General features: G+C 59.5%; 29 protein-coding genes. 1 reads left to right on the top strand and 28 read right to left on the bottom strand.

The genetic code is table 11. The features are described from left to right. Positions 1 to 198 precede the first annotated feature (198 nt). Positions 199 to 348 carry a hypothetical protein gene (locus tag PSH69_RS08025; protein ID WP_018925056.1) on the top strand — a complete coding sequence of 50 codons (150 nt, stop codon included), beginning with the start codon at positions 199 to 201 and terminating at the stop codon, positions 346 to 348. 48 nt (positions 349 to 396) lie between these two features. Here the strand turns inward: PSH69_RS08025 and flhB are convergent, their stop codons facing one another. The 28 genes from flhB to PSH69_RS07885 all read right to left on the bottom strand — a co-directional run bounded on the left by flhB (position 397) and on the right by PSH69_RS07885 (position 25,704). Beyond that, complete coding sequence (gene flhB / locus PSH69_RS08020; protein ID WP_305411611.1) at positions 397 to 1,536, bottom strand: flagellar biosynthesis protein FlhB; 1,140 nt, start codon at positions 1,534 to 1,536, stop codon at positions 397 to 399. Positions 1,537 to 1,539: 3 nt separating this feature from the next. After that, positions 1,540 to 2,322, bottom strand: a complete 783-nt coding sequence (gene fliR / locus PSH69_RS08015; RefSeq protein ID WP_018925054.1) for a flagellar biosynthetic protein FliR — start codon at positions 2,320 to 2,322, stop codon at positions 1,540 to 1,542. Positions 2,323 to 2,325: 3 nt separating this feature from the next. Then, the gene (gene fliQ, locus PSH69_RS08010) at positions 2,326 to 2,595 is read right to left on the bottom strand and encodes a flagellar biosynthesis protein FliQ (protein WP_007938648.1); all 270 of its coding nucleotides are present in this window, start codon (positions 2,593 to 2,595) and stop codon (positions 2,326 to 2,328) included. After that, on the bottom strand, positions 2,592 to 3,350 hold the full coding sequence (gene fliP / locus PSH69_RS08005) for a flagellar type III secretion system pore protein FliP (RefSeq protein ID WP_007938646.1): 759 nt from the start codon (positions 3,348 to 3,350) through the stop codon (positions 2,592 to 2,594). Before fliP ends, fliQ begins: the two co-directional genes overlap by 4 nt. Further along, on the bottom strand, positions 3,350 to 3,799 hold the full coding sequence (gene fliO, locus PSH69_RS08000; protein WP_019579581.1) for a flagellar biosynthetic protein FliO: 450 nt from the start codon (positions 3,797 to 3,799) through the stop codon (positions 3,350 to 3,352). The genes fliP and fliO overlap by 1 nt, the downstream gene beginning before the upstream one ends. Then, on the bottom strand, positions 3,800 to 4,258 hold the full coding sequence (gene fliN / locus PSH69_RS07995) for a flagellar motor switch protein FliN (RefSeq protein ID WP_370695235.1): 459 nt from the start codon (positions 4,256 to 4,258) through the stop codon (positions 3,800 to 3,802). It abuts the gene before it with no gap. A gap of 57 nt (positions 4,259 to 4,315) precedes the next feature. Next, positions 4,316 to 5,284 carry a flagellar motor switch protein FliM gene (fliM, locus tag PSH69_RS07990; protein ID WP_007938639.1) on the bottom strand — a complete coding sequence of 323 codons (969 nt, stop codon included), beginning with the start codon at positions 5,282 to 5,284 and terminating at the stop codon, positions 4,316 to 4,318. A 9-nt stretch (positions 5,285 to 5,293) separates the two neighbouring features. Next, positions 5,294 to 5,794: a flagellar basal body-associated protein FliL gene (fliL, locus tag PSH69_RS07985; protein ID WP_258612525.1), complete on the bottom strand. Its 501-nt coding sequence runs from the start codon at positions 5,792 to 5,794 to the stop codon at positions 5,294 to 5,296. 214 nt (positions 5,795 to 6,008) lie between these two features. Beyond that, entirely contained in the window at positions 6,009 to 7,376 is a 1,368-nt protein-coding gene (locus PSH69_RS07980) for a flagellar hook-length control protein FliK (RefSeq protein WP_305411609.1), read from the bottom strand. A gap of 105 nt (positions 7,377 to 7,481) precedes the next feature. Further along, complete coding sequence (locus PSH69_RS07975; protein WP_305411608.1) at positions 7,482 to 7,829, bottom strand: Hpt domain-containing protein; 348 nt, start codon at positions 7,827 to 7,829, stop codon at positions 7,482 to 7,484. A 32-nt stretch (positions 7,830 to 7,861) separates the two neighbouring features. Then, positions 7,862 to 9,565, bottom strand: a complete 1,704-nt coding sequence (locus PSH69_RS07970; protein WP_305411607.1) for a fused response regulator/phosphatase — start codon at positions 9,563 to 9,565, stop codon at positions 7,862 to 7,864. Between the two features lie 5 nt (positions 9,566 to 9,570). Further along, positions 9,571 to 9,876: an STAS domain-containing protein gene (locus PSH69_RS07965; protein ID WP_019579575.1), complete on the bottom strand. Its 306-nt coding sequence runs from the start codon at positions 9,874 to 9,876 to the stop codon at positions 9,571 to 9,573. Between the two features lie 118 nt (positions 9,877 to 9,994). After that, complete coding sequence (gene fliJ, locus PSH69_RS07960; RefSeq protein ID WP_018925046.1) at positions 9,995 to 10,444, bottom strand: flagellar export protein FliJ; 450 nt, start codon at positions 10,442 to 10,444, stop codon at positions 9,995 to 9,997. Positions 10,445 to 10,450: 6 nt separating this feature from the next. Next, positions 10,451 to 11,809 carry a flagellar protein export ATPase FliI gene (gene fliI, locus PSH69_RS07955; RefSeq protein WP_305411606.1) on the bottom strand — a complete coding sequence of 453 codons (1,359 nt, stop codon included), beginning with the start codon at positions 11,807 to 11,809 and terminating at the stop codon, positions 10,451 to 10,453. Continuing rightward, on the bottom strand, positions 11,799 to 12,608 hold the full coding sequence (gene fliH / locus PSH69_RS07950; protein WP_305411605.1) for a flagellar assembly protein FliH: 810 nt from the start codon (positions 12,606 to 12,608) through the stop codon (positions 11,799 to 11,801). Before fliH ends, fliI begins: the two co-directional genes overlap by 11 nt. 7 nt (positions 12,609 to 12,615) lie before the next feature. Further along, a complete protein-coding gene (fliG, locus tag PSH69_RS07945) occupies positions 12,616 to 13,635 on the bottom strand; it encodes a flagellar motor switch protein FliG (RefSeq protein ID WP_003184041.1) in 1,020 nt (339 codons plus the stop codon). Then, complete coding sequence (fliF, locus tag PSH69_RS07940) at positions 13,628 to 15,415, bottom strand: flagellar basal-body MS-ring/collar protein FliF (protein ID WP_018925043.1); 1,788 nt, start codon at positions 15,413 to 15,415, stop codon at positions 13,628 to 13,630. Before fliF ends, fliG begins: the two co-directional genes overlap by 8 nt. A 15-nt stretch (positions 15,416 to 15,430) precedes the next feature. Next, positions 15,431 to 15,760, bottom strand: coding sequence for a flagellar hook-basal body complex protein FliE (gene fliE, locus PSH69_RS07935; RefSeq protein ID WP_018925042.1), 330 nt, complete (start codon positions 15,758 to 15,760; stop codon positions 15,431 to 15,433). 129 nt (positions 15,761 to 15,889) lie between these two features. Further along, on the bottom strand, positions 15,890 to 17,275 hold the full coding sequence (fleR, locus tag PSH69_RS07930; RefSeq protein WP_305411604.1) for a sigma-54-dependent response regulator transcription factor FleR: 1,386 nt from the start codon (positions 17,273 to 17,275) through the stop codon (positions 15,890 to 15,892). 5 nt (positions 17,276 to 17,280) lie between these two features. After that, positions 17,281 to 18,486: a PAS domain-containing sensor histidine kinase gene (locus PSH69_RS07925; protein WP_305412803.1), complete on the bottom strand. Its 1,206-nt coding sequence runs from the start codon at positions 18,484 to 18,486 to the stop codon at positions 17,281 to 17,283. Positions 18,487 to 18,614: 128 nt separating this feature from the next. Then, positions 18,615 to 20,090 (bottom strand): sigma-54 dependent transcriptional regulator, encoded by a 1,476-nt coding sequence (locus PSH69_RS07920; RefSeq protein WP_026345697.1) that lies wholly within the window; start codon positions 20,088 to 20,090, stop codon positions 18,615 to 18,617. 172 nt (positions 20,091 to 20,262) lie between these two features. Then, positions 20,263 to 20,559: a flagellar protein FliT gene (locus PSH69_RS07915; protein WP_096479714.1), complete on the bottom strand. Its 297-nt coding sequence runs from the start codon at positions 20,557 to 20,559 to the stop codon at positions 20,263 to 20,265. 10 nt (positions 20,560 to 20,569) lie between these two features. Next, positions 20,570 to 20,965 carry a flagellar export chaperone FliS gene (gene fliS / locus PSH69_RS07910; RefSeq protein ID WP_019579569.1) on the bottom strand — a complete coding sequence of 132 codons (396 nt, stop codon included), beginning with the start codon at positions 20,963 to 20,965 and terminating at the stop codon, positions 20,570 to 20,572. Positions 20,966 to 21,091: 126 nt separating this feature from the next. After that, on the bottom strand, positions 21,092 to 22,534 hold the full coding sequence (fliD, locus tag PSH69_RS07905; RefSeq protein ID WP_305411603.1) for a flagellar filament capping protein FliD: 1,443 nt from the start codon (positions 22,532 to 22,534) through the stop codon (positions 21,092 to 21,094). A gap of 82 nt (positions 22,535 to 22,616) precedes the next feature. After that, positions 22,617 to 22,982 (bottom strand): flagellar protein FlaG, encoded by a 366-nt coding sequence (locus tag PSH69_RS07900; protein WP_007938606.1) that lies wholly within the window; start codon positions 22,980 to 22,982, stop codon positions 22,617 to 22,619. A 71-nt stretch (positions 22,983 to 23,053) separates the two neighbouring features. Next, on the bottom strand, positions 23,054 to 23,899 hold the full coding sequence (locus tag PSH69_RS07895; protein WP_019579566.1) for a flagellin domain-containing protein: 846 nt from the start codon (positions 23,897 to 23,899) through the stop codon (positions 23,054 to 23,056). Between the two features lie 249 nt (positions 23,900 to 24,148). Then, positions 24,149 to 24,415, bottom strand: coding sequence for a hypothetical protein (locus PSH69_RS07890; protein WP_305411601.1), 267 nt, complete (start codon positions 24,413 to 24,415; stop codon positions 24,149 to 24,151). After that, a complete protein-coding gene (locus PSH69_RS07885) occupies positions 24,412 to 25,704 on the bottom strand; it encodes a motility associated factor glycosyltransferase family protein (protein WP_305411600.1) in 1,293 nt (430 codons plus the stop codon). Before PSH69_RS07885 ends, PSH69_RS07890 begins: the two co-directional genes overlap by 4 nt. Between the last annotated feature and the right edge of the window lie 19 nt (positions 25,705 to 25,723).

Here is a 25,723-nt window from a genome sequence, read left to right as displayed (position 1 = left end):
CGAACGCAGCCTCGCAGGCTCGGCAGCTGCTACGAACAGGGTGGATCAGAGGCGGGGCATGACATCGCTCAAGTTCACTGCCCCGCCATTCGTCCAGAGACCTGCACAGCCGTGAGTTTTCATAGTAGCCAAAACGGCCTTATGGGTATTGGATGGTGATCATTAGCGTTGGTAATACCAAGCGCCGGAGCAGCGATCATGCCCAAGAAAGCGGTCAAGTCATTCAACGACGCCAAAGGCTTCGATCTGGTTGCGCCCAAGCAACAGGACGACAGGAAGAAACAGGAAAACAGTATCGCGAAAGAGCCCGGCAATGAAAAAGCCAAGAGGCGGCATCAGCGCCCGTAGGCGCTGTCGAAGGCGGCGATCTTTTTGATTTCAGAACCGTAGACCCGATCAGGAATCGCGCCGCAGATCCGGCGGAATCGGCAAATCATCTTTCAGCGGATCCGGACGTTTGCCCTTGCCCGCGCGGTACTGGCGGATCTGGTAGACGTAAGCCAATACCTGAGCCACCGCCAGATACAGCCCACCTGGAATTTCCTGATCCAGTTCCGTGGAGTAGTAAATCGAACGCGCCAGGGCGGGCGATTCGAGCAACTGCACTTGGTTGGCCACGGCGATTTCGCGGATCTTCAAGGCCAGGAAGTCGCTACCCTTGGCGATCAGCATCGGCGCCCCGCCCTTCTCCGGATCGTACTTGAGCGCCACGGCGTAGTGGGTCGGGTTGGTGATGACCACGTCGGCATCAGGGATCGCAGCCATCATCCGCCGCTGCGACATCTCGCGCTGCAACTGGCGAATGCGTTGCTTGACCTCCGGCCGCCCTTCCTGGTCCTTGTGCTCGTCACGGATTTCCTGCTTGGTCATCTTGAGCTTATTCATGCTCTCCCAGAGCTGCACCGGCACGTCGACCGCCGCGATGATGATCAGCCCGCAAGCCATCCACAAGGTGCTCCAGCCCACCACTTGCAGGCTATGAATGATGGCCATGTCCAGCGGCTCGTGAGCGATGCGCAGCAGATCGTCGATGTCCGACGACAAGACCGCCAACGCCACGAACAACACGATGAAAAACTTCGCCAGAGCCTTGAGCAACTCCACCAGCGCCGTGGCCGAGAACATTCGTTTCAGGCCTGCGGCGGGATTCATGCGACTGAACTTGGGCGCCATGGAGCCAGCCGCAAACAGCCAGCCCCCCAGGGAAATCGGGCCGATCAGCGCGGCCAGCAGCAAGGTGATCATCACCGGCTGAATCGCGAACAAGGCGATCTGTCCCGAATGCAGCAGATAAGTCGCCATGGAGCGCTGATCCAGAATCACCTCTCGCGAGAGCGAGAAGTTCATGCGCATCAGCTCCATCAAATCCTGGGCCAGGGCGCCACCAAAAATCAGCAGCCCACCGGCGCCGGCAAGCATGACCGCCAGGGTGTTGAGCTCCTTGGAGCGCGCAATCTCACCCTTTTCACGGGAGTCCTTTTTGCGTTTCTCCGTGGGGTCTTCTGTTTTGTCCTGACCGCTTTCGCTCTCAGCCATGACTCAGCGTGCCTGTGCCAGTTCGCGCAACAACTGCAAGGCCTCGGCGGCCAGCGGTTGATACTGATTGAGAATGTCCGCCAGGCCGACCCAAACGATGAACAGCCCAAGTACCAGGGTCAGCGGAAAACCGATCGAGAAGATGTTCAACTGCGGCGCCGCCCGGGTCATCACGCCAAACGCAATGTTGACCACCAGCAACGCAGTGATCGCCGGCAACACCAGCAACAGCGCCGCACCGAGCACCCAGCCGAGCTTGCCGGCCAGTTCCCAGAAATGATTGACCATCAACCCGCCACCGACCGGCAGCGTGGTGAAGCTTTCGGTGAGGACTTCGAACACCACCAGGTGGCCGTTCATCGACAAGAACAACAGCGTCACTAGCATGGTGAAAAACTGCCCGATCACCGCCACCGACACGCCGTTCGTAGGGTCGACCATCGAAGCGAAACCCATGCCCATCTGGATCGCGACAATTTGCCCGGCGACCACGAATGCCTGGAAAAACAGCTGCAAGGAAAAGCCCAACACCGCGCCGATGATGATTTGCTCGGCGATCAGCAGCATCGCGCTCAGGTCCAGCGCGTTGACCGCGGGCATGGGCGGCAGACCCGGCGCGATGACCACAGTGATCGCCAGCGCGAAGTACAAACGCACGCGCTTGGGCACTAGCGTCGTGCCGAAAATCGGCATGACCATCAGCAACGAGCCGATGCGAAACAGCGGCAACATGAACGTCGCCACCCAGGTGCTGATCTGGGTATCGGTCAGCTGCAGCAGCGACATGGCTTAACCGATGACCTGAGGAATGCTGTGGTACAGCTGCAGAATGTATTCCATGAAGGTCTGCACCAGCCACGGGCCGGCAACGATCAGCGTCACCAGCATCACCAGCAGGCGCGGCAGGAAGCTCAGGGTCTGTTCGTTGATCTGCGTGGCCGCCTGGAACATCGCCACCAACAGCCCCACCAGCAAGCTCGGGATCACCAGCACGGCGACCATCATGGTGGTCAGCCACAGCGCTTCGCGAAAGATGTCTACGGCAACTTCGGGCGTCATGGTGAAACACCGCCGAAGCTGCTGGCCAACGTGCCGATGATCAACGCCCAGCCATCCACCAGCACGAACAGCATGATTTTGAACGGCAGGGAAATGATCAGTGGCGAGAGCATCATCATACCCATCGCCATCAGCACACTGGCCACCACCAGGTCGATGATCAGGAACGGAATGAAGATCATGAAGCCAATCTGGAACGCGGTTTTCAGTTCCGAGGTCACGAACGCCGGCACCAGAATCGTCAGCGGCGCCTGATCCGGCGTAGCAATATCAGTGCGCTTGGACAGGCGCATGAACAGCTCCAGATCGCTGCTGCGAGTCTGGGCCAGCATGAAGTCCTTGATCGGCACCTGAGCCTTGGCGACAGCATCCTGAGCGGTGAGTTTCTCCGCCAGATACGGCTGCAAGGCATCCTGATTCACCCGATCGAACACCGGCGCCATGATAAACATGGTGAGGAACAGCGCCATACCGGTGAGGATCTGGTTCGACGGTGTCTGCTGCAAGCCCAGGGCCTGACGCAGGATCGAGAAAACGATGATGATCCGGGTGAAACTGGTCATCAGCATGACGAACGCCGGGATGAAACTCAGCGCCGTCATGATCAGCAGGATTTGCAGGCTGACCGAGTATTCCTGAGCGCCATTGGCATTGGTGCCCAGGGTGATCGCCGGGATCGACAACGGATCGGCGGCGAACGCCAGCGGCGCAGCCAGCATCAGGGCCAGCGTCAAGACGATGCGTAACGCACCCATTACTTCTTATCCTTCTGATCCTTGCCGAGCATCTCCAACAGACGCTGGGCAAACTCCGGAGTCGCTTTCTCGGTTGCGCTCGGCACTTGTACCGGCTCCTTGAGCACATGCAACGCGGTGATGGTGCCGGGGCTCAGGCCGAGCAGAATCTGTTCGTTGCCGACCTGTACCAGCATCAAACGGTCACGGGGGCCGAGGGCTCGGGAACCGATCAACTCGATCACTTGCCCCTTGCCGGCCGGCCCGGCCTGCTGGACCCGGCGCAGCAGCCAGGCGAGGAAGAAGATCAACCCCAGCACCAGCAGCAAGCCGAACACCAATTGCGTCAATTGCCCGGCCACACCGCTGCTGACGGCTGGCGCGGCGGCCGCTGTCGCAGCAGTCGTCACCGACTCGGCCGCCAGCACGCTGGATGGCAAGGCCAACAGAACCGCAAGAACCTTGTTCACTCAGCGCAGCTTCTTGATGCGTTCGCTTGGGCTGATCACGTCGGTCAGGCGGATGCCGAACTTTTCGTTGACCACTACCACTTCGCCGTGGGCGATGAGCGTGCCGTTGACCAGCACGTCCAGCGGCTCGCCGGCCAGGCGATCGAGCTCGATTACCGAACCCTGGTTGAGTTGCAACAGGTTGCGGATGTTGATGTCGGTGCTGCCGACTTCCATGGAAATCGACACCGGGATATCGAGGATCACGTCCAGGTTCGGACCGTCCAATGTCACCGGATCGTGGTTCTTCGGCACGCTGCCGAACTCTTCCATCGGCAGACGGTTGGAGCCCGACGTACCGGTATCGGCCGCCAGCAGCGCATCAATGTCGGCCTGCCCGGCGTCACCGGTTTCTTCCAGGGCCGCAGCCCATTCGTCGGCCAGTGCCTGATCGTCCTGGGCGTTCATATCGTCGTTCATCATTTGTCCTCGGCGGGCAACAATTCAGTTAAATGCGTAGGGGGGTACGAGCGCCGGTCAGCGGCGCTCGATCGGCTCGATCACTTGCAACGCGAGGTTGCCTTTGTGCGAGCCCATCTTGACCTTGAAGGCCGGCACGCCGTTGGCGCGCATGATCATTTCTTCCGGCATCTCGACCGGGATCACGTCGCCGGGCTGCATGTGCAGGATGTCGCGAAGGCGCAGCTGGCGGCGGGCAACGGTGGCACCGATCGGTACGTCGACGTCCAGCACGTCCTGGCGCAAGGCGTTGATCCAGCGTTCGTCCTGATCGTCGAGGTCCGACTGGAAGCCGGCATCGAGCATCTCGCGCACCGGCTCGATCATCGAGTACGGCATGGTCACGTGCAGGTCGCCGCCACCGCCATCGAGTTCGATGTGGAACGTCGACACCACAATGGCTTCGCTCGGCCCGACGATGTTGGCCATGGCCGGGTTTACTTCCGAGTTGATGTACTCGAAGTTCACTTCCATGATCGCCTGCCAGGCTTCCTTCAAATCGACGAAAGCCTGCTCCAGCACCATGCGCACCACACGCAGTTCGGTGGGGGTGAATTCACGCCCTTCGATCTTCGCGTGACGGCCGTCGCCGCCGAAGAAGTTGTCCACCAGCTTGAACACCAGTTTGGCGTCGAGGATGAACAGCGCGGTGCCGCGCAGCGGTTTGATCTTGACCAGGTTGAGGCTGGTCGGCACGTACAGCGAGTGCACGTATTCACCGAACTTCATCACCTGCACGCCACCCACGGCAACGTCCGCCGAGCGGCGCAGCATGTTGAACATGCTGATGCGGGTGTAGCGGGCGAAACGCTCGTTGATCATTTCCAGCGTCGGCATGCGTCCACGGACGATGCGATCCTGGCTGGTCAGGTCGTAGCTTTTGACACTGCCGGGTTCGGCAGCGTTATCGGTCTGTACCAGACCATCGTCGACGCCATGCAACAGCGCATCGATCTCATCCTGGGACAGCAGGTCCTGCACGGCCATGTCGTGTTCCTACTGCAGTACGAAATTAGTGAAAAGCAACTGTTCGATCACCACTTTGCCCAGCTCTTTCTGCGCCACTTCCTGGACGCTGGCCGTGGCTTTCTGACGCAACATCTCCTGGCCGACCGGGGTCGCCAGCGTGGCGAAATCCTGACCGGAAAACAGCATGACCAGGTTATTGCGGATCACCGGCATGTGGACTTTGAGCGCCTCCAGATCAGCCTGATTACGCCCCAGCATGGTGATGCTCACCTGCATGTAGCGCTGACGGCCGTTCTGGGTGTAGTTGGCCACGAAGGCTGGAGCCATTGGCTCGAAGATCGCCGGCTGCTTGCCGACCACAGCGGTTTCAGCCGCGGCGGCAGGCTTGCTCTGGGCGCCGTGCATGAAGAACCAGGTCGCCCCCACGGACAAGCCGATCGCCAGCAGCAGGGCCACGACGATCACAATGATCAGCTTGATTTTGCCTTTGGTTGCGGGGTCTTTTACTACTGCTTCACTCTTCGCCATGCCAATAATCCGTCACTATTCGGGTTTTCACAGTCGCACGGCAAGGCAAGAGCAAGTGTTATGCCAGAAGTGTCTGGGGCTATGTGGAGGCGGCAGGCAGGCAACGGAAATCAAAAGATCGCAGCCTTCGGCGGCTCCTGCATTTGGATGGTGTACACCCGTAGACACAAGGAGCTGCCGAAGGCTGCGATCTTTTGAGGGGGCGCCCTGATTATCAGGCGTAATAATCGACCGCGCTGGTGCCGATCAGGCTGGTGGTGTTGGCGGCCACGTCAGCGACCGTCGCAGGAAGCTCTTCATCGACAGAATCGAGGCGACCGCCACTGGCATTGGTGCGCCCGCCCTGCCCCTGCTGAGCCTGTTCCTGCCCCTGGCCCTGCCAGCCACGGGACTGATCGGAAACGTTGACGTCGACCTGGCCCATGCCCTGCTGCGCGAACATGTCCCGCAGGCGATGCATTTGCCCGTCGAGTGCTTCGCGAACGCTTGGGTGAGCGCTCATGAAGGTCACTTGGGTCTGCTGATCCGAAACCATGTTCACCCGAATATCGAGGCGTCCCAGTTCGGCCGGTTGCAACTGGATATCCGCCGCCTTGAGATTGGCGCTGGACAGGTACATGACCCGGTTGACCACCTCTTCGGTCCAACCGCTCTGATGCATGGCGATCGGTTGGTTCACCGGCAATGCATTGGCAGTCTTGGGTGTTGCCGCCTGGGTCAGAGCCGCCAGACGATTGGCGAAGTCATCGACACGGGTGTCGCTGCTGGCGGACTTGAGATCCTTGAGGCCGTCATCGATCAGGCCACTGAACGCCTTCTCGCCGCCCTGGCTGGTGCTGTCCTGATCGGCTTGCACGTCGAGCATGCTCGCCATGCCTGCGGCAAAGTTCTGTGCCGAGGTCAGCTCACCGTCGACGTGAGCCTGAGTCGGCGCCGCTTTTGGCTGAGCCTGGCTGGCGGCCGAAACGTGCCCGCTCTGCTCCATCGCCATGCGCACGGCCGGCAGTGCATCGAGAGGATCGGCTTCGGGATCGAAATCAGGATCGGTGGTCGTAGCGGCCGGCGTCGCTGTTGCGGTAACGGCGGCCGCGACGGGTGTTTGTACGATTGACTGCACAGCGGCGACAACCGGTGGGGTTTCCGGCACAGGGGCTGGCAGCACCGGCAGCACCACTTGCATCAACGCCGGATCGAGGGCTGGATCGACAGGCGCGGTATCGACTACCGGCGTCGTCGGCTCGGCGGTATCGGGCGCGTTATCGCTGGCGGTCTTGTCATCGGCCTGCGCCGGTTTATCGGCGGGCAAGGATTTGCCGCTATCGGCAACCGTCGGTTCCTGGGCGGCAGACGAGTCGCTGCCCACGTCCTTTTTGCCAGTGTTGTCTGAAGCTTTGTCACGTACGGGGTTAGCCGATCCGTCCGCCGTAGCCGAAGGCTTGTTCTGGGCCTGATTGGCGTAGACCTGAGCGAAGCTGGACGCCTTGTCCCCGGGCTCAGCCGTCGACGCCGGGGTATTGGCGGATGCGGCTTGAGTCTTGGCCGCAGCCGCGGCCTGAAGAAGAATGTTTGGGGTAACGGGCATGGAACGGTCTCCGCTGCACTGGGATCGTAGGTACAGTTGAGGGAGTTGACTGCAAGGGTCGAGCCAGCTTTGCTCGCTGGCCGCCAAAAGCGCCGGAAGGTTGTCTTATTCAGCCAGGGAGCGCTGGCGCTCTGCCTCGAAAAGCGGTCGGACAATAGCGAATTCGCCGTCGATCTCTCCAACCAGAGCTTCAATGCCTTCGAGTTTTTTCTCTTTGGCTCGCTGCTCCAGTTCATGGCACAGCTCAGCCAACCGAGTCGCGCCCATGTTGCTGCTGCTGCCCTTGAAACTGTGCGCCGTGGCACCTAACCGATCGGCATCGTCAGCCCCGCGCAGCACGCTCAAACGCGCTTCGGAATCGCTGAGAAAGGTATCGAGCAATTCTGGATACCCGTCCTCCATAACTTCTTGCAACGCGCTCAGCACGTCGCGATCCAGATGTGTGTTGTCCACTTGTTCACTCCTTTGATCAAGAATGCCTGGGATTATGCCTGAGCCTCCCAGAAAAACTCCACGCGAGCACTGCGCCCATTATCGGACCAGCTCGCATGATGACTCAACTGTCGGATCAAACTGACGCCACGTCCCGACAAACGGACATCATCGACGGGACGCTCCATCACCCGTACCACATCGAAGCCCTTGCCACTGTCTTCGACTCGAACAGTCAGGCAACCGCCTTCGCCTTTGGGCGTCACCTGCAAATGTACCCTCACATAGCCGTCCTGCAATTCGTCCAGGCGCGCACTGCGCTGCTGATAATAACGCGCAAAACCCGAAGCATCGCGTTTGAGACTCGAATCCAGACCTAGCACGCCATGCTCCAGGGCATTGGAGTAAAGCTCTGCCAGCACGCTGTAGAGCGCACCACTCTGAGCGCGCAGACCATGCACCTCAAACAGCAATTGCAACAGGTACGGCAGCGGGTTGAAGCGTTTGAGGGTGGCGGCGCGAAATTCGAAACTCACCGACCAGTCCAGCGGGCAGGACTGACCGCTGTCGGAATATACCGGTGCTGGCGGGCTCAGTTGCGCCGCATCCAACAGGCTGACCTCAACCATGCTCACGTCATCGCGAGCCTCGCCGCGAAAGTCCCGCAGGGCCTGCTCGATTTCTTCGAACAGCGCATCGGGCTGACGATTGGCTGCAAACACCTGCTCCAATCGCTCTACGCCAAATAACTGCTCATTGGCATCGCAGGTATCAATCACTCCGTCAGACAACAGGAACACCCGATCCCCGACGGCCATCGGGAACACCTCGGTGCGGTCATCGAAGGTTTGCGGGCTCAGCACACCCAGCGGCAAGTGCCGTGCCGTGAGCGCTGTACGCTCGCCACTGGTGGCGTTGTGCAAATAGCCGTCCGGCATCCCGCCGTTCCAGACCTCCACCGACCCTCGCTGAAAGCTCAGGCGCAACAGGGTCGCGCAGCAGAACATATCGACCGGCAGAATACGTTTGAGCTTGGCGTTCATCTCGCGCAGGGTTTCGGACAAACCATAACCCTTGGCGGTCATGCCATAGAAAACTTCGGCCAACGGCATGGCACCGACAGCGGCCGGCAAACCATGGCCGGTGAAATCACCGAGCAACACATGCATGTCGCCGGCCGGGGTAAACGCGGCCAGCAACAGATCGCCGTTGAACAGCGCATAGGGCGATTGCAGATAGCGGATGTTCGGCGCATTCAGGCAACCGGAGTGGGCCACCTTGTCGAACACGGCTTTGGCCACTCGCTGTTCGTTGAGCAGGTAATCGTGGTGCCTGGCGATCAGATCGCGCTGTTCCAGCACCGTGGCCTGCAAACGCCGCAAGCGGTCCATTGCCTTGATCTTGGCCGCGAGGATCACCTGGTTGTAAGGCTTTGCCAGAAAGTCGTCGCCCCCGGCCTCCAGACAACGAGCCAGGGCTTCGCTTTCGGTCAGCGACGTCAGAAAGATGATCGGCACCAGGGTTTCGCCGGCCAGCGCCTTGATCTGCTGCGCGGCCTCGAAGCCATCCATCACCGGCATCATGGCGTCCATCAGCACCAGGTGCGGCCGCTGCGAGCGAAACGCCTCGACCGCCTCGGCGCCATTACTGGCTGTCAGCACTTCATGCCCCTGACGACGGACAATAGTCGACAGCAGCATACGATCGGCCGCACTGTCTTCGGCGATCAGAATCGTCAGCGGCTCGAGCGGCTGCATGACAGTCAACTGATGTCGAACAGCTTGTCGAAGTTGGAGATGGCGAGGATTTTCTTCACATCGCTACTGCTGTTGACGACACGAATATCGGAGTTGTCGCCACCGGCGTGATCGCGCAGCAAAAGCAACATGCCAAGCGCCGAACTGTCGAGATACGTGGCTTCCTTCAGATCTACGACAATGGACTCGGGTTTCTTGTTGAGTCGCTCGTAGGACTCGCGAAACTCCTGATGCCGACCGAAATCGAATCGCCCCTTAACCGAAATCGTCAACTTTTGCCCATCCGGGGATACTTCTGTAACGACTGACATTTCACGGCTTCCTTGTCATTGGCGAACGTACGTGTAGAAGGTTTAGCACCTGATGGGGGCTGGAGCAAGGCTGAAAAAATTGTGCGGTTTGTGAAATCGCCTTCGCGGGCTACTTGATTCAATACGAATCCTGACGCGGCAACCGCTGGGACAACTCATCCAGCAGCTTCTGCTCGCGCTTGTCTTCCAGTTGCCGCGCTTCATCCATGTAGCGCTGAACCAGTTTGCGCAAGCCTTCGACCCGGGCAAATGCCTGTTGCCAGGCTTCTCGGGCCTTGTTCAGGTTGTTTTGATGCCAGTTCAAGCTCTGGCGCTGCTGGTCGATGGCCGTGCCCAATTGCGCGAGAAAACCCTGATAGCCCAGCAACCACTGGCCCGAAACGCCGCCGCTGCCGCGCACGATCCATTGTTCCTGGTAGTCGAGACGGAAGGCTTCGAGGTCGGCGAGTTTGCTTTCCGCCAAACGAACCTGGCCCTGGAAGTGCCCCAGGCGCTGGACGGCGGTTTTCTCAGCCTTTTCAGCCATGTCCACCACAGGCGCCAGGCGTGCCGCGCGACTCGAGGCCATGACCGGTTAACCGCCCGGCGCTGGCGCGAAGACCGACGCGAGATGGTTTTCGCTGGCGCCCATGCTGATGTTGTCGTTCAAACCCTGACGCAGGTACAGGGCCATGGCCGGTTGCAGATTGATCGCGGCATCGGTTTCCCGGTCACCGCCGGGCACATAGGCGCCGACACTGATCAGGTCGCGGCTCTGCTGATAGCGCGACCAGTATTGCTTGAACATCTGCGCGTGGTTCAGGTGTTTGATACCGACCACCGACGGCATGACCCGACTGATGGACGCTTCGATGTCGATGGCCGGGTAATGCCCTTCCTCGGCCAGACGCCGGGACAGCACGATGTGCCCGTCAAGCACGCCCCGCGCCGAGTCGGCGATCGGGTCCTGCTGGTCATCGCCTTCAGACAATACCGTGTAGAACGCAGTGATCGAACCGCCGCCCTTTTCGGCGTTACCGGCCCGCTCCACCAGTTTCGGCAACTTGGCAAACACCGACGGCGGATAGCCCTTGGTCGCCGGCGGTTCGCCGATGGCCAGGGCGATTTCCCGCTGGGCCTGGGCGAAACGGGTCAGGGAATCCATCAGCAACAGGACGTTCTTGCCCTTGTCGCGAAAATACTCCGCGATCCGCGTACAGTACATGGCCGCACGCAAACGCATCAGCGGCGCATCGTCCGCCGGCGACGCCACCACGACCGAACGCTTGAGCCCTTCTTCACCGAGGATGTGCTCGATGAACTCTTTAACTTCACGACCCCGCTCACCGATCAGCCCGACCACGATAATGTCGGCCTCGGTGAAACGGGTCATCATGCCCAACAGCACACTCTTGCCGACGCCGGTACCGGCGAACAGCCCGAGGCGCTGACCGCGACCGACCGTCAACAAACCGTTGATGCAGCGAATGCCCACGTCCAGCGGCTGGCTAATCGGGTCACGCTTGAGCGGGTTGATGGTCGGACCGTCCATCGGCACCCAGTCTTCAGCCTTCATCCCGCCCTTGCCATCCAGCGCACGACCGGCGCCATCAAGCACCCGCCCGAGCATGCTCATGCCCATCGGCAAACGACCGGCGTCAGCCAAAGGAACCACGCGCGCGCCAGGGGCGATGCCCGCGACACTGCCCACCGGCATCAGAAAAACTTTGCTGCCAGAGAAGCCCATGACCTCGGCTTCGACTTGCACCGGGTGATAGCTGTCATCGTTGATGACCATGCAGCGACTGCCCATGGCGGCGCGCAAGCCTTCGGCTTCGAGGGTCAGGCCGACCATACGCAGCAATCGACCTTCAAGGATCGGCGCGCCAGCCAGCTCCGTGGCCTCGGCGTAGCTGCCGAGGCGTTTGGCGAAGCTGGTGCGATCAAGGCGCATCGGGATGGTCCAGTTCCGGTTCGACCGGGGTGGCGGCAGGCTTCTTGTCGATCGGCAATTCCAGGCTGAGGTCCGGCGCGGCCGGGTGCAACGCCTGATCGTGCAATTGGTCGAACAGCTTGGCCATGACCTGGGTCACACGGGTTTCGATGGTCGCATCGATACGGCTGTGTTCGGTCTCGACCCGGCAACCGCCCGGCAACAAGGATTCGTCCTCGACAATGCGCCAGGTTTCTTCATGGCGCTCGCGCAGGGCTTTGACTTGTTCGAAATCCTGCGGGTTGACGTACAACCGCACATTGCCCACGCCCAGTGGCAAGAGCTTGAGCGCTTCACGCATGACGTGTTCGATCTGGCTCGAGTCGATGGTAAGTTCGCGCTGAATCACTTGTTTGGTGATGTGCTGCACGAGGTCGACCAGCGATTTTTCGATCTGGGTGTCCTGCTCGGCAATGGGCTCGAACAGGTTGGCCATCAACTGTTCCAGGCCAGCGATCTTGGCCGTCAGGACCACTTCGGCTTCCTGACGGACCTTGAGCGTGGTGCTGTGGAAACCTTCTTTCTCGCCAACCGCGAAGCCTTCGTTGTAGGCCTCCTGGCGAATGCTTTCGAGTTCTTCGAGGGTCAGTGGCTGGACTTCTTCCAGCGGCACTTCTTCCATTTCCGGCGGTTCGGGCTCAGGTTCCGGCTCGGGTTCCGGCACAAACGGGTCGAAGCTGGGCAGCGCCCAGACGTCGAAACCTGCGACGTCCTTGCCACGGATCAGGTCGGTCTGGGACTCATCATGTTTGGACGACATAGTGACCTTAGATCATCTCTTCGCCGCCCTTCCCGCCGAGAACGATTTCTCCGGCTTCGGCCATACGGCGGGCAATGGTGAGGATTTCTTTCTGCGCCGTTTCCACGTCGCTGACACGCACCGGGCCTTTGGCCTCGAGGTCGTCGCGCAACAGTTCGGCCGCTCGTTTGGACATGTTCTTGAAGATCTTTTCCTTGACGCCTTCGTCCGAGCCTTTGAGGGCCAGCACCAGGACGTCCGAGGACACTTCGCGCAACAGCGCCTGAATACCGCGGTCGTCGACATCGGACAGGTTGTTGAACACGAACATGAGGTCTTCGATCTGACCGGACAGGTCTTCGTCGACTTCGCGGATCGAGTCCATCAACTGACCTTCGATCGAGCTGTCGAGGAAGTTCATGATGTCTGCCGCGCGCTTGATGCCACCCAGGGTGGTACGCGAGGCATTCGAGTTGCCGGAGAACTGCTTCTCGAGAATCTGGTTGAGCTCTTTCAGGGCCGCCGGCTGCACGGTGTTCAGCGAAGACACCCGCAGGATGATGTCCAGTCGCACCTTATGATCGAAGTTGCCGAGCACTTCACCGGCCTGGTCCGGATCGAGGTACGCCACCACGATCGCCTGGATCTGCGGGTGCTCGTAACGGATCACGTCGGCGACGGCGCGCGGTTCCATCCACTTCAGGCTGTCGAGGCCACTGGTGTTGCCGCCCAGCAGGATCCGGTCGATCAGGCCGTTGGCCTTGTCTTCGCCCAGGGCCTGGGTGAGCATTTTGCGCACGTAGTCGTCGGAGCCGACGCCCAGGCTGGTCTGGTCGCCGACGATGTCGACGAACTCGCTCATGACCTGTTCGACCTGCTCGCGGTGCACGTTACCCATCTGGGCCATGGCCACGCCCACACGCTGGACCTCTTTGGGCCCCATGTGGCGCAGCACTTGTGCGGCATCCGTAGAACCCAGGGACAGCAGCAGAATCGCGGCTTTATCAACCCGGGACAGTTTGGCGACAGCGGCTCGGTTATCACTCATCTGCGTTAATCCACTCTTTCACGACCTGGGCCACGCGACCCGGATCTTCTGCCACCAGACTCTTGATTGCGTTCAACTGTGCGTCATAGCCTTCGCTCGGGCTCGGCAGCAGAATGCTGGTCGGGCCACCGAGGCTGACGCGGTCGTTGGCCAGTTCGCCGTCCAGGCCACCCATGCCACCGAGTTCCACGTCGCTGCCAAAGGCCGCGAGTTGCTTGCCTTTGCCGCCACCGGTGATGTTGTTGAGCACCGGGCGCAGCACACCGAACACCAGCACCAGGATGAACAACACACCCAGCACTTGCTTGACGATGTCCCAGAACCACGGCTGGGAATAGAACGGAATATCGGCGATCACTTCACCGCGCTCGGCGGAGAACGGCATGTTGATCACGCTGACGCTGTCGCCACGGCTGGCGTCGAAACCGACCGCGTCCTGCACCAGACGGGTGAAGCGCGCCAATTCATCGGCGCTCCACGGCGCGCGGGTGGTTTCGCCATTGGCCGCGTTGACCTTGACCTGATCGTCCACCACCACCGACACCGACAGGCGATTCAAACGGCCCTGCTGTTGCTTGGTGTGGCTGATGGAACGGTCGAGCTCGAAGTTCTTGGTGGATTGTTGACGCTTGTCCGCCGGGTACGGCGCCAGCATCGGCTGACCGGTGGCCGGGTCCATGATCTGCTGACCGTTGGCATCGAGCAGTGGCTGGCCTGGCTGCACCATGCCGGCCGACGCGGTGGCGCCACCAGTGGTTTGCGGCGCCGAGGCAGGCGACGGCGGCTGGTTGCTCAAGGCACCCGGCACACCTTGCGGGCCATTGCTGGCAGTACGTTGTTCGTTGACCGACTGCTCGCTGCGCAACGCCGGTTGATCCGGGTTGAACTGCTCGGAAGTCGATTCGACGGCGCTGAAATCCACATCGGCCGAGACTTCGGCTTTATAGCGGTCGTTGCCCAGCACCGGTTGCAGGATGTTGTGCACGCGCTGAGTCAGCATGCTTTCCATGCGACGGCTGTAATCGAACTGCTTGCCGGCCATGGTCAGCTCAGAGTTTTCCGCCTGATCCGACAGCAGATTGCCCTTCTGGTCGACGACGGTGATCTGCGATTTGCTCAGTTCGGGAACGCTGGTCGCCACCAGATTGATGATGGCGACGACCTGGCCTGGCTCCAGCGAGCGACCGGAATACAGTTCAACCAGAACCGAAGCGCTTGGCTTGCGTTCGTCACGCACGAACACCGAACTTTTCGGAATCGCCAGGTGCACGCGGGCACCCTTGACGTTGTTCAGGCTGGAGATGGTCCGCGCCAGTTCGCCTTCGAGGCCGCGACGATAACGGGTCGCCTCCATGAACTGACTGGTACCCAGCCCCTGTTCCTTGTCGAGGATCTCGAAACCGATGTTGCCGTCGCTGGGAGTGACACCAGCGGCCGCGAGCTTGAGCCGCGCACGGGACAGGTCATCGGCCTTGACCAGCAAGGCACCGGAATTCGGTTCGACGGTATAGGGAATGTCGGCGGCGGCCAGGGTTTCCATGACCTGTTTGGCGTCCATGCCGGCAAGGCTGCCGTATAGAGGCCGGTAGTCCGGCTGCTGGGACCACAACACCACGGCAAAACCAATCGCCACGCTCGCAGCCAGGCCGACCAACAGGCCCACCTGACGCAACATGGTCATCTCGGAGAGGTTTTCCAGGAAAGACAACCCGAACAGCGGCGGTTTGCCGTCTATTGGAGTGGCCTTGGCCGGAACATTATCGGCGATTGCTTCTGCCATGACTCAATCTCGTCCTTAAACCGGCATCTGCATGATGTCTTGGTAAGCCTGAACCAGCTTGTTACGCACCTGGGTCAGTGCCTGAAAAGACACGCTGGCCTTCTGTGAGGAAATCATCACATCCGTCAGGTCGACGCCGCTTTTACCGATCTCGAAGGCACTGGCCAACTGATTGGACGCCTGCTGGGTGTCGTTCACTTTATTGACGGCCTGACCGAGCATGTCGGCAAAGCTGCTGCCACCCACTTCAGGGACTGCGGCAGTCGATTTCGGCGCAGACATGGCATCCATTTGCATGGCGCGCATATCCAGCATCAACCGGTTGAATTCAATACCTTGGCTCATGGTCTGCTCTCTTTGGCTACTCGCAATTTTTTGACACTCACTCGGCGAGTAGTGAGGTGTTAGCAACAAGGGTGCCAGCTCCGTGGCCGCTCTAAACAAAAGCTCTCCTGTGCTTTTATTTGCCGACCGTTACGTGGCGAACAAATACGCTTCCACATCCATTCCGGCGTCACGCATCTGCGCCAGCTTGTAGCGCAAGGTGCGCGGGCTGATGCCCAGTCGCTCGGCGGCCTCTTTGCGACGACCGCGCTCGGCGCGCAAGGTGTCGATGATCATCTGGAACTCACGGCGCCGCAGGTCATCGCCGAGGGCGCCCGCCGATTCGGCTTCGACTTCCACTGCTCGTGCGGGCGCCAGCGCCAATGCTGGCAATGGCGCACACGCCACAGGCCCGGCCAGACAAAAATCCTGCGGCTGGATCAAACCGCCCTGCTGCAGAATCAAGGCCCGCTGGATTGCGTTATCCAGCTCACGCACGTTGCCCGGCCACGGATAGCCGATCAGGCAGGCCTGCGCCTCGGGCGAAAGCTTTGCCGCGGCATGCTTCATTTTATTGACGTGTTTGGCCAGCAGGCGCTCGGCCAGCGGCAGGATGTCGGCGGTGCGCTCGCGCAGCGGACGCCAGGCCAACGGGAACACCGACAGGCGATAGTAAAGATCTTCGCGGAAACGCCCCGCCGCCACTTCACCGGCCAGGTCACGGTTAGTGGTAGCGACCACTCGAATATCCAGCGTGATCGGCTTGCGTGCGCCGACTCGTTCGACTTCGCGCTCCTGCAATACGCGCAGTAACTTGGCCTGCAGGCCGAGGGGCATTTCAGAAATTTCATCGAGCAGGATCGTCCCGCCATCGGCCTGCTCGAACTTGCCGGCCTGCGCCGCGATGGCGCCAGTGAACGAACCCTTCTCGTGACCGAACAAAGTGGCTTCAAGCATGTTGTCCGGGATCGCTGCGCAGTTGATCGCAATGAACGGCTGACTGGCGCGATGGGAGTGCTGATGGATGTAACGCGCCAGCACTTCCTTGCCGGTCCCGGACTCACCGGAGATCAACACCGTGGAATCACTGCGCGCCACCCGCGCGGCCAATTCCAGCAATTGCGCACTGGCCGGCTCGAACGCTACAGGCCCCTCGCTCTCGGTCGCGCCGAGATTGCCCAAGGCGTGGCGCGCCACCAGATCGAGCAAGGCTTTGGGCTCGAACGGCTTGACCAGGTAATCCGCCGCGCCTTGACGCATGGCGTCGACTGCACGCTCGACCGCACCGTGAGCAGTCATCAACAACACCGGCAGTTGCGGCTGACGAGCCCGCAGCAATCCAAGCAGCTGATGGCCATCCATGCCCGGCATGTTGACGTCACTGACCACCAGGCTAAATGCCTCGGCGCCAACTGCAGCCAGCGCCTCTTCCGCCGAACCGACCGCCTTGTAATCGTGTCCGGCAAGCAACAGCGTATCGGCCAGTGCTTCCCGTAGCGCGCGATCGTCCTCGACCAGTAAAACCTTGATGGTCATATCCTTCACTTCACTCCCTGAGCACTGGACTGCTCACCCGCGAAAAGCGGCAGGATCACCTGCGCGCAAGTGCCGCGACCCGGCCGCGAACGCAACTGCAATTCCCCCTGATGAGCACGGGCCACTGCCTTGACCACGGTCAGCCCCAGACCGGTGCCGGTGGTTTTGGTGGTGAAAAACGGCTCGCCCAAACGTGCCAATACCTTCGTGTCGATACCACTGCCGCTGTCGCTGACCGATACGCGCAGGTTGTTGTCGCGGGTATACAGGTGAACTTTCAAACGGACGTCGCCGGCGCTGGCCTGAATGGCGTTTTCGATCAGATTGAGGATCGCTCCGACCAGCGTGTCGCGATTGCACAGCAACTCACCGGCATGACTGTCGCATTGCCAGCGCACCGGCAGATCCTGAACATGAGTCAGCGCGGCCGCTTGCAGTGACTGCATCAGCATTTTTGGGGTGACGCGATCGGTCAACGGCAGCTCACCGCGAGCGAACACCAGCATGTCGCGCACCTGATGTTCCAGCTCATGCAGTCGCTCTTTCAGGCGGCCGGCAAAACGCTGCTGCGTGGCGACCGGCAGTTCCTGCTCAGTCAAATGACTGGCATAGAGCAACGCGGCGGACAACGGCGTACGAATCTGATGGGCCAACGAGGCGACCATGCGACCGAGCGACGACAAGCGCTCATGGCGGGCGAGTTGATCTTGCAGATGACGGGTTTCAGTCAGGTCGTTGAGCAACACCAACTGACCGGGTTCGGCATCCAGCGAGCGGGTAGCGATCGACAGGCGCCGACCGTCCTTGAGGGAGATTTCGTGGCCGTCATCTTCGCGCGGCGCAAAGCATCGAGCAATGACCTGGCGCCACAGCTCGCCTTCGAGGGGCAAGCCGAGCAACTCACACGCGGCGGGATTGGCTTCACGCACGATGCCTTGGGCGTCGATGACAATGACGCCGCCAGGCAATAGATCGAGGAGGTTTTGCAGCCGGTTGGCCAGACGCTCTTTTTCCGCCAGCTCCTGCATGCGCTGGGCGCTGACCACCGCCAGCTCACCTTTGAGCTCGGTGACCCGGGCTTCGAGCATGCTGTAGGAATCGGTCAATTGGCTCGACATCTGGTTGAACAACGCAAACGCCTGCTCAAGGCCAAGCCGGCTCGCCTGCTCTACGGACGACGGTTGTCCCGAAACATCAGGGACAGGAGACATCTGGGCGGCTTGGGGCATTGTGCTCTCTCGCGTGGTTGACCGTCAGTTAAACGGAACGTTGCGAGGGATGTAGCAATACCCGTGCCTAAAAAAAACTGCCTATAAATGAATGGGTTGAAAAACAGGCGTCAATCATCCGCCTGTTCATCACCATCACGACGACTCATGCCGTACTTGCGCATCTTCTCCACCAAGGTGGTGCGACGAATACGCAGCCGTTCGGCCGCCCGCGCCACAATGCCGTTGGCGTCATCCAGCGCCTGCTGAATCAACCCTTGCTCCAGACCGCCAAGGTAGTCTTTCAGGTCCAGGCCTTCCGGCGGCAGCAGCGCATTGGCGGTGAAGTCCGGGGTATGACCGTTGATGGCCACACGCTCTTCGAGATCACTGCGCAGGCTGTCGACCAACTGCTCGTCTTCGTCATCGACGTAGCGGAATTTCTTCGGCAACTCGACCACGCCGATCACCCCGTACGGGTGCATGATCGCCATGCGCTCCACCAGGTTGGCCAGCTCGCGAACGTTGCCCGGCCAGCCGTGACGGCACAGCGACATGATCGCCGCCGAGTTAAACCGGATCGAGCCGCGCTTCTCGTGCTCCATGCGCGAGATCAACTCGTTCATCAGCAACGGGATATCTTCGACGCGCTCGCGCAGTGGCGCCATCTCGATCGGGAACACATTCAGGCGATAGTAGAGGTCTTCGCGGAACGTGCCGATCTCGATCATGCTTTCGAGATTCTTGTGAGTTGCCGCAATGATCCGCACATCGACGCTTTGGGTCTTGTTGCTACCCACGCGCTCGAAGGTGCGCTCCTGCAAGACGCGCAACAGCTTGACCTGCATCGGCAACGGCATGTCGCCGATTTCATCCAGGAACAGCGTACCGCCGTTGGCCAGCTCGAAACGCCCGGCACGACTGGTGATCGCCCCGGTGAAGGCGCCCTTCTCGTGACCGAACAATTCGCTTTCCAGCAACTCGGCCGGAATCGCCCCGCAGTTGACCGGAACGAACGGCGCTTCACGACGCTTGGAGTGGTAGTGCAGATTGCGCGCGACCACTTCCTTGCCAGTGCCGGACTCACCGAGGATCAGCACGCTGGCGTCGGTGTCGGCGACTTGCTGCATCATCTGACGGACGTGTTGAATCGCCCGACTGGTGCCAACAAGGCTGCGGAAAAGATTCGGTTCACGGTGACGACCGCGCTCACGGGCCTGGTCATACATCTCGCGATAGACCTGGGCACGGTGCAGCGAATCGAGCAGTTTGCTGTAGCTGGGCGGCATTTCGAGCGTCGAAAGCACTCGGCGACGCTGGTCTTCCGGCAAGTCAATGGAAGAATTATCGCCCATTAACAAAACTGGAAGGAACTCATCCCAGGTTGAGAGTGTCTTTAACAGGCCCAAAAGTGCACCAGGAGCATTTACCGTCCCGATGAGGACACAGATTACTTCACGACTTGATGACAGAGAGCCGACCGCCTGCTGCCAGTCATGGCTGCCACAGGGTAAATTTTCTTCGCCGAGAAAATTTAAAATCACCGCCAAATCGCGGCGGCGGACGCTATCGTCATCAATCAGCAGAATTTTGGTTTCACGCCACATGCAATAGCAACTTCCCTAGTCAACTCAATGCCCAAAATGAGGGGCAAGCTAGACGCTTGCAGACACGTTGTGCCTGTAGACGCCTGAAATCTGGAACCAGCCACTAGTTAAGTCAAAAAACCGTGCACAGTCAAATTTATGGCGCACTATGTTTGGATTAACTGAGGGTTAATTAACCAAACAGATGGTAAACCTTTGCCGCGTTCTGTGCTTGGTGGATCTGCGACATCTCGTCGACTATCGCCTGACGCTCCCCTGTCGCCGCTTCCAGGAGCTGTTTATACACCCCCAGCAACTCCTCCAGGTTTTCGCGCAACGCGGTCTCGTCCACCGAAGCTTCACTCAAGACGTCTTCCATGCAGGAACGGCAAGCCAGGTCCAATTCACCGATGGCTTCCCAGTTACGCTCGGCCAATGCCTCGACCAGGGCGTCCCGGGTTTGTTCGATTCGCTGCAATACAAGACTCATGGTGATCTCCTTAAAACTGGGGAGCAGGTGCGCCAATAGCATCCCAACCGTCTTTCACCGTGCGAAGCAAATCGGAAACTTCGTCGAGGATTTTTGGATCGGTCTTAATGTTGGCTTCCGCCAGACGTTTCATCATGTAAGCGTAGAGACTGTCCAACTCACCGACGGACTCTGCCTGCTTCTCCAAGTCCAATCCCTCTCGCAAACCACCGATAATGCCGATGGCCTTGCCGATTAGAACACCCTTGTTGGCGACATCCTTGCGCTCCATGGCGCCTTTGGCCTGAGCGATGCGATCCAGACCGCCTTCCATAAGCATTTGCACCAGACGATGAGGGCTGGCCTCGGAAGTCTGGGCTTGCGCACCAATCTTCTGGTACTGCCGAAGGGCTAACATCGGGTTCATGCTGTACCTCATCAAAGCTCTGTGATTCGTATAATCAGGCTATCGACATAGCGTCAAAAATCTTTAGTCCGAAACTAAAAAAGCCCGACAAGCGGAATCCGCTGCCGGGCTTTTGGCGTTTATCCGCTATGAAGCGTTTTTCTGCGCATTCATCGCGTCGAACATCGAAGTGATATTGCTCGCCGTTGCCTTCAGTTTACCGACAAGGGTATCCATGTCGTTGTACTTCTTGGTCAGTACCGCCGTCAGGGTCTCGACCCGACGATCCAGGGCTGCCTGCTGGTTGGCCAGATTGCTCTTGGCCTTGGACAGGTTGCTCGAACGGGTGTCGAGGATCCCCTCGCTGCCAGTGATCGTGTAAGGGGTGATGGCATCGTTCATGCGCGTGAGCAGGCCCTTGGCGGCTTCGCCAGTCGCCGTCGGATCGCCCAGGAACAGCTTCTGAACCTCACCACCGAGCTTCTGGGTGTCCATCGCATTGGTGAACTTGGCGCTATCGAAATCCAGCGCACCGGTTTTCTGATTGGTGGTGATACCCAATTGCGACAGAACAGTGAGCTTGTCGCCAGCACCGGTAGTCACCAACGGCGAACGAATCGATGCCATGATACCGCGCGCCAATGGATCACCGGTCAGTGCAGCAGCAACGGTCAGCTTGCCGTCTGCATCCAAGGATGGCTTGGTCAACGTATTTACACTGGTCACAACCTGGTTATAAGCGTCGACGAAAGCTTGAATGGACTTTTTCAGACCATCACTGTTCGGACCGACCGTCACCGTCGTGGTTACATCACCACCGGCGACCAGATTGAGGGTCAAGCCAGAAATAGCCGAGTCAACCTTGTTGCTTTTACTGGTCAGCGCAAGCCCGTCCACGGTGAAATTGGCGTCCTTCGCGAAATCGCCGATAGCACCAGCCGAAGTCGCTGTCGGTGTTGCGCCCATTTGCTGGCCGGCATTGATTTCCAGACCCGCAATACCGCTGAGGGTGATATCGGAACCGGCACCGGTCGCCGTGGAACCCATCACCAGACGCGAGCCAAACGAGTCAGTCACGATGTTGGCACTGAAGCCATTCGCGCCCTGCTGGGTGTTGATCGCATCGCGAACCGATTGCAACGTCGCGCCCGCCGGAATGGTGACAGAACTGGATACGCCGTTTTGCGTGATATTGAGCGTGCCGCTCGCAATGGCACTGCTGGCGCCGCCGGCAAAGGCTGCGGTGGCCACTTTGGACGAGGTCGCAAGGTTAGAGACCTTGACCACGTAAGAGCCGTTGACGGCGGTGTTGCTGGCCACAGCGGTCAATACTTTCGCGTCGGCGGAAGTGGCGTTGTAGCCGAGGAATTGCGGAGCCTGCGTATCTTGCAGCTTCTTGATCGCAGCCTGGAAGTTCGCCAGGACACTTTTGAGAGTACCAATACCGGAAATCTGCGCAGTGTTGGTGGTCGTCTGACGATCGATCTGATTCTGCTTGGCCGCCTTGTCGGCGTTGACCAGAGCCTTGACGATATCACCGGTATTAATACCGGAGCCTAAGCCCGTGCCCGGTAAAATTGGACTTGCCATGTGGAACTCCCTTCAGTGTGTCGCCGGCCTTTTGACCACTACAACGCCCAAAAGAACATAGCAACAAAATTCGTGCCAGTTGTCAGACTTTTGCGCTGAACAACAGGCTGCTTGCATCATTCAAACTGTTCGCCAGCTTAAGGACTTCTTCGTTGGGGATTTGACGAATCACCTCACCGGAGTCACTGGCAATCACTTTGACCACAACTTTGCCTGAAGGCTCGTCAATCGAGAACTCCAGGTTACGCTTGACCGACTGAACGAACTTTTCGATTTCCTGAACGGCCATCTTCAGTTTTTCCTGCTCGGTCTGGTCTTTTTTACCTTCTTCCTTGACGGTAACCACTGGCGCAGTTTCCGCTCGAGGCTTTTCCGCAGGCTTATCGGCAACAGTCGTCGCCTGCTGTGCCGCAGGATAAGACAAGTTCAGCTTGACGCTCATATCCATGTCCATCACCTCTTAAAGTAAAAAGCGAGAGAGCGCGACAAGCGCACTCCCCCGCCAAAACTCATCGGCTATTACTGAAGCAGTTTCAGTACAGCGGATGGCAGTTGGTTGGCCTGAGCCAGAACTGCGGTGGAAGCTTGTTGCAGAGTTTGTTGCTTGGTCAGCTGTGCAGTTTCAGCAGCGAAGTCGGTATCTTGTACGCGGCTCAGTGCAGCACTGGCGTTTTCGTTGATGTTCTGCAGGTTGGAGATGGTGGTCGAGAAACGGTTTTGAGCAGCACCCAGGTCAGCGCGAGTGGCGTTGATGTTTGCCAGAGCAGCGTCGATAGCCGAGATAGAGGCATCAACGTTGGTGTGGTTAGTAGCGTTGGAAGTACCGGAAATAACAGTACCGGTCATACCCAGGGCGCTGGCGTCGAAGCTGGTCGACAGGGTCAGAGTGATCTGGTTGTCGGAAGTAGTGTTCGAACCTACCTGGAACTGCATCGCACCTGCAGTACCGTCGATCAGCGCTTTACCGTTCAGGTTGGTCGACTGAGCGATACGGGTCAGTTCAGCAACCGACTGTTGGTATTCTTTGTCCAGAGCGGTACGGTCAGCAGTGCCGTTGGAGTCGTTTCGCGATTGCACTGCGATTTCACGCATACGCTGCAGAATGTTGGTCGACTCTTGCAGAGCGCCTTCAGCGGTCTGAGCGATCGAAACACCGTCGTTGGCGTTTTTGATAGCCATGGTCTGGCCACGGATCTGCGAAGTCATACGGGTAGCGATCTGCAGGCCGGCGGCGTCGTCTTTGGCGCTGTTGATTTTCAGGCCGGAGGACAGGCGGGTCATCGAAGTCGACAGTGCGTCGGACGCACGGTTCAGGTTCTTCTGAACACTCAGGGAAGTAGTGTTAGTGTTTACTGTTAAAGCCATGACGAATTCCTCGTTGGTTGGGTACTGCGGCTTCCGGCCCTGGCAACCGCCCGGTATGGCCTAGAGAACCTTCGTAATAGTTATCGTCGCCAATGCAGGTTGCTTGAGGGGATTTTTGAAATTTTTTGCCATCACCCTGCCACCCCCTGTAAAACCGAGGCTTAGCGACGATCCAACCACCAAAAAATGACGCCAGAGAACTGCCACAACCCTTTCTTACAGCCCCGCTCCCGCTGATCTGCCACGGCATTACGCAGAATTGACAGCCACCAGCAAATCGACCAGTTCGTATTCAAGGTAATCCGCCAGCGCCAGCCAGTCCTGTCGTTCCTGACTATCCAGCATACCTGTCAGTAATGCCGTCCACCGGACCGCGATCTGGCTCTCGGCCCCGCCGACCCGCGACTGCACCTGCTCCGCCACCTCGACCATGACCAGCGCCGCCTCGACATCCCTTCCCAGGCGAAACAACGCTGAACATTGCCGGGCCTGATCAACGAGTAGCACTTCGCTCATCGACTGAACTCCGGATGAAATGTCGTGCCGGCAATCATGGCCCCGGCTCGACTGCTGTTGTAGAAGACGACATGTGGATTCGCAGCGATATAGCGCTCCAGCTCACACAGGTAGCTGCGGAAATTGAGCTGGGTCTTGACCCGCTGCCCATGCCCGTCCAATACCCAATGGCGAGCCGCGCCCAGTTGGGGGCCAAGGTCGCCGTCATTCCAGCCGGCATGGGTCTTGTTGTTGGGGAACGCGAAGTCAGCCCCGAACAGCGTGATCTGACTGGCACCCATTTTCACCGCCAGGTCCACCGCCGGATGAATCACGCTGCCGCCTGCAAACAGCTCTGCCCGTGGGAGCTGCGCGCGCAGATCCCGAAAAACCGGGCTTGCCGAGTAGGCGACATAGCGTTTGCCTTGCCAGGCCTGCAAGACGGCAGGGGCCACCAGCGGCATGTAGACCAGCGTGATGTTTGCGCTGTCCTCGGGCGGCAGATGGCGCAGCGAGATACGCTGATCGATCGTGACGACCACATCCGGCTTGATACCGTTCTCGATCAGCGGCCTATAAGCGGTATCGACACAAACGAACAGTGGTCGCGGGGTCTGGCCGCGAATTGATCGCAAGGTCACGAAGTGCTGTTCCAGGCTCGGCCCGGTGGCGATGACAAACATCGGCTGGCCAGCGTGTGCTGCGAACAATTGTGCGGTGTCGCTATCGACACGGATCTGTTCGACACTTTCCAGCAGGCGCGTCGCTATTTCCGGATTGTCCGGATCGAACTCACGGTTGTTGAACGTCAGATGGGTTTCGCTGATCAAGCGGTCGCGAATCTTCGCGTTGAAGTCATCGGCCAGCACCAGCTCCGAAGGCAGGGCAAAGAACGGCAAACAAATCTCAGCTAAATCACCGGCGTAGTGCAGCTCGACCCGCGAATCGCTGAGCCACGGCTGCTGATCGAGTAATTGCAACACCAGCGCAAACACTGCGCCGTTAAGGATATGTACGTGTAACTGAATCAGCCCCGAACGCTGCAGCAGCTCCAGCTGCAGATCACCCAGCCCCGTGCCATAAACGTGCAACACCGGACTGTCGACCGGCAGGCTTGCGGCTTGAAGCTGCGCTTCGCGGGTACGGTCATGGCGACTGGTCAGCTGAATGCCGTTGATGCTCAGAGTCGAGCCGAGCCCTTCCACCAGATCGGCCTGCAACGGACCCGGATCTTCAGACAGCAGACGCTCAGCCACGGCCGGCCAGCGACGCTGGATGAGTTCGGCGTTGGGTTGAAAAAACTCGCTCATGGCGCCTCGCTGTGATTCG

It is taken from the genome of Pseudomonas sp. FP1740, from assembly GCF_030687165.1.
GTDB lineage: Bacteria > Pseudomonadota > Gammaproteobacteria > Pseudomonadales > Pseudomonadaceae > Aquipseudomonas.
This window is presented reverse-complemented; position numbering and strand designations above follow the sequence as displayed.

What these genes read in the sequence shown, in the direction of transcription:
- PSH69_RS08025 (WP_018925056.1), top strand. Translation starts at nt 199, where the DNA reads ATGCCCAAGAAAGCGGTCAAGTCATTCAACGACGCCAAAGGCTTCGAT.
- flhB (WP_305411611.1), bottom strand. Translation starts at nt 1,536, where the DNA reads ATGGCTGAGAGCGAAAGCGGTCAGGACAAAACAGAAGACCCCACGGAG.
- fliR (WP_018925054.1), bottom strand. Translation starts at nt 2,322, where the DNA reads ATGTCGCTGCTGCAGCTGACCGATACCCAGATCAGCACCTGGGTGGCG.
- fliQ (WP_007938648.1), bottom strand. Translation starts at nt 2,595, where the DNA reads ATGACGCCCGAAGTTGCCGTAGACATCTTTCGCGAAGCGCTGTGGCTG.
- fliP (WP_007938646.1), bottom strand. Translation starts at nt 3,350, where the DNA reads ATGGGTGCGTTACGCATCGTCTTGACGCTGGCCCTGATGCTGGCTGCG.
- fliN (WP_370695235.1), bottom strand. Translation starts at nt 4,258, where the DNA reads ATGAACGACGATATGAACGCCCAGGACGATCAGGCACTGGCCGACGAA.
- fliM (WP_007938639.1), bottom strand. Translation starts at nt 5,284, where the DNA reads ATGGCCGTGCAGGACCTGCTGTCCCAGGATGAGATCGATGCGCTGTTG.
- fliL (WP_258612525.1), bottom strand. Translation starts at nt 5,794, where the DNA reads ATGGCGAAGAGTGAAGCAGTAGTAAAAGACCCCGCAACCAAAGGCAAA.
- PSH69_RS07980 (WP_305411609.1), bottom strand. Translation starts at nt 7,376, where the DNA reads ATGCCCGTTACCCCAAACATTCTTCTTCAGGCCGCGGCTGCGGCCAAG.
- PSH69_RS07970 (WP_305411607.1), bottom strand. Translation starts at nt 9,565, where the DNA reads ATGCAGCCGCTCGAGCCGCTGACGATTCTGATCGCCGAAGACAGTGCG.
- PSH69_RS07965 (WP_019579575.1), bottom strand. Translation starts at nt 9,876, where the DNA reads ATGTCAGTCGTTACAGAAGTATCCCCGGATGGGCAAAAGTTGACGATT.
- fliJ (WP_018925046.1), bottom strand. Translation starts at nt 10,444, where the DNA reads ATGGCCTCGAGTCGCGCGGCACGCCTGGCGCCTGTGGTGGACATGGCT.
- fliI (WP_305411606.1), bottom strand. Translation starts at nt 11,809, where the DNA reads ATGCGCCTTGATCGCACCAGCTTCGCCAAACGCCTCGGCAGCTACGCC.
- fliH (WP_305411605.1), bottom strand. Translation starts at nt 12,608, where the DNA reads ATGTCGTCCAAACATGATGAGTCCCAGACCGACCTGATCCGTGGCAAG.
- fliG (WP_003184041.1), bottom strand. Translation starts at nt 13,635, where the DNA reads ATGAGTGATAACCGAGCCGCTGTCGCCAAACTGTCCCGGGTTGATAAA.
- fliF (WP_018925043.1), bottom strand. Translation starts at nt 15,415, where the DNA reads ATGGCAGAAGCAATCGCCGATAATGTTCCGGCCAAGGCCACTCCAATA.
- fliE (WP_018925042.1), bottom strand. Translation starts at nt 15,760, where the DNA reads ATGAGCCAAGGTATTGAATTCAACCGGTTGATGCTGGATATGCGCGCC.
- fleR (WP_305411604.1), bottom strand. Translation starts at nt 17,275, where the DNA reads ATGACCATCAAGGTTTTACTGGTCGAGGACGATCGCGCGCTACGGGAA.
- PSH69_RS07925 (WP_305412803.1), bottom strand. Translation starts at nt 18,486, where the DNA reads ATGTCTCCTGTCCCTGATGTTTCGGGACAACCGTCGTCCGTAGAGCAG.
- PSH69_RS07920 (WP_026345697.1), bottom strand. Translation starts at nt 20,090, where the DNA reads ATGTGGCGTGAAACCAAAATTCTGCTGATTGATGACGATAGCGTCCGC.
- PSH69_RS07915 (WP_096479714.1), bottom strand. Translation starts at nt 20,559, where the DNA reads ATGAGTCTTGTATTGCAGCGAATCGAACAAACCCGGGACGCCCTGGTC.
- fliS (WP_019579569.1), bottom strand. Translation starts at nt 20,965, where the DNA reads ATGAACCCGATGTTAGCCCTTCGGCAGTACCAGAAGATTGGTGCGCAA.
- fliD (WP_305411603.1), bottom strand. Translation starts at nt 22,534, where the DNA reads ATGGCAAGTCCAATTTTACCGGGCACGGGCTTAGGCTCCGGTATTAAT.
- PSH69_RS07900 (WP_007938606.1), bottom strand. Translation starts at nt 22,982, where the DNA reads ATGGATATGAGCGTCAAGCTGAACTTGTCTTATCCTGCGGCACAGCAG.
- PSH69_RS07895 (WP_019579566.1), bottom strand. Translation starts at nt 23,899, where the DNA reads ATGGCTTTAACAGTAAACACTAACACTACTTCCCTGAGTGTTCAGAAG.
- PSH69_RS07890 (WP_305411601.1), bottom strand. Translation starts at nt 24,415, where the DNA reads ATGAGCGAAGTGCTACTCGTTGATCAGGCCCGGCAATGTTCAGCGTTG.
- PSH69_RS07885 (WP_305411600.1), bottom strand. Translation starts at nt 25,704, where the DNA reads ATGAGCGAGTTTTTTCAACCCAACGCCGAACTCATCCAGCGTCGCTGG.